Source organism: Okeania sp. SIO2B9 (assembly GCF_010672505.1).
GTDB classification, from domain to species: Bacteria; Cyanobacteriota; Cyanobacteriia; order Cyanobacteriales; family Microcoleaceae; genus Okeania; species Okeania hirsuta.
The window spans coordinates 1-2,005 of record NZ_JAAHGK010001349.1 but is presented as its reverse complement, the minus strand read 5'-3'; the positions used below and the strand labels follow the sequence as shown (position 1 = coordinate 2,005).

Genomic DNA, 2,005 nt, shown 5'->3' with positions numbered 1-2,005 from the left:
TGGGGGTTATTGGTACTTTGGGTTCTGAAAAAAGAATGGATTCTACAGTAATTGGAGATGTGGTTAATACTGCATCACGTTTAGAAAGTTTGACTAAGACTTATTGTTGTTCAATTATTGTGAGTGAACCAGTAATTTCAGAGATAGAAAAATGTAAAAATTGCTGTCAAGCACAGGAATATATAGAAGATAAATTCAGAATTATTAATCAAGTAGAATATTCAGACACTCAGTTACAAAATAATAATCTATTTTCTGAGCAAATTTATTACAGATGGATTGATAAAGTGGTGCTTCGTGGAAAGCAGAAAGCTATAAATATTTATGAATTATTGGGTACTGAAAATAGTATTATTGAAGCAGAAAAAATTTCCAACCTATCGATATTCAAGAAAGGAATTAAGGGTTGGCAGGTAGGTAAATTTGCAGCAGCTTTAGAATATTTTCAACAAGTGAAAAGGCAAAACTCTACTGATACTATTGCCAGTCTATATGTTGAACGTTGCCGAGAAAAACTTGGTAAGAAAGAAGGAAGAAGGAAGAAGGAAGAGGGAAGAGAGAGGAAGGTTATTGAGCCAGAAAAAACCTAAATTTAATTACAGCAATTTCGGAGTTAGTGAGGTACAAAATTTTATTTAGTAATTTTGGTAAGCATCCTGCTTGTTACAGGCTAGAAGCCTTACAAAGATAGATATTAATCTTCAACTGTACCTCACCATCCTCAAAAGTGCTGTAAATTTAAAGTTTTTTAAATAAAAAAAACTGGACTTGATGAGTATCAAATCCAGAAAAAAATAATGATAAAAATTTATCTTTTTATTTTGGGTTTAATACCCCACCATCTACACGGTGTTGACAATTGCTTGGGGTTTGAGTCCCCATCCATTTTTTCTTCCTTCTTCCTTCTTCCTTCTTCCTTCTTCAATATTTAACCAAAACGACCACTTACATATTGTTGAGTAGCTTCTTCCTTTGGGTTCTGGAAAATATTGTGAGTTTTGTCAAATTCAACCAAATAACCAAAGCGTTTACCACCCTCAGCAGCTTTAGCATTAAAAAAGGCAGTTACATCCGCTACCCTAGTCGCCTGCTGCATATTATGAGTCACAATAATAATAGTGTAATTTTCCTTGAGTTCATTAATTAACTCCTCAACCTTAATAGTAGAAATAGGGTCAAGAGAAGCACAAGGTTCATCCATCAAAACCACATCGGGACTAACAGCAACCGCACGAGCAATACATAAACGTTGTTGCTGACCCCCAGAAAGAGCAAAACCACTTTGTCCCAGTTTATCCTTAACCTCATCCCAGAGAACAGCTTGTCGTAGCGATCGCTCTACTATCTCATCCATTTCTTCTTTAGACTTAGCCAGACCATTAATTCTCACCCCATAAGCAATATTATCGTAAATTGACTTAGGAAAAGGATTAGGCTTTTGAAATACCATTCCAATACGTCGGCGTACTTCTACAGGGTCAACATCTGAGTCATAAATATTCTGATTATGATAAAGAATACGACCTTCTAAATGAAAAATACTAATCAAATCATTTAGACGATTAAAACATCGTAATAATGTACTTTTACCACAACCTGAAGGTCCAATAAAAGCAGTGACTTGATTTTTAGGAATTTCCATAGAAACATCTTTCACGGCTTTAAAATCTCCGTAAAAGACGCTAACATTATCTGCTGAAAGAGCGGGGGCAGATTTTTGTTTAGAAAGATTTTGTTGAGATTCTGGCATGAGATATTACCTCCTAAATTTAGTTTCAAAATTATTTGTGTATTTGCTATTTATAACTATCAGCTTCACCTCAATCATTTACCTATACAAGTTATAGGGTTTAATCGCTGTTTTTCTTCTCTTTTCATAGTGCTGTAATTATCTTTTACCGAATAATTAATCATTAATCATTATTAATTAAATAATTCAGCTTTATTAGCCTCCCCTTTCAAGGGGAAAATAAGGAAATATTATTTCTTTATTTTCCCCTTGAAA

The 2,005-nt window shown here is 33.9% G+C and carries 2 protein-coding genes; one reads left to right on the top strand and one right to left on the bottom strand.

The features are described 5' to 3' along the window. Positions 1–590, top strand: a 590-nt coding sequence (locus tag F6K13_RS30615; RefSeq protein ID WP_375340688.1) for an adenylate/guanylate cyclase domain-containing protein, incomplete at its 5' end; no start/stop codon positions are given. A gap of 338 nt (positions 591–928) precedes the next feature. Here the strand turns inward: F6K13_RS30615 and pstB are convergent. Then, entirely contained in the window at positions 929–1,750 is an 822-nt protein-coding gene (gene pstB, locus F6K13_RS30610; protein WP_124143376.1) for a phosphate ABC transporter ATP-binding protein PstB, read from the bottom strand. Positions 1,751–2,005: the final 255 nt, after the last annotated feature.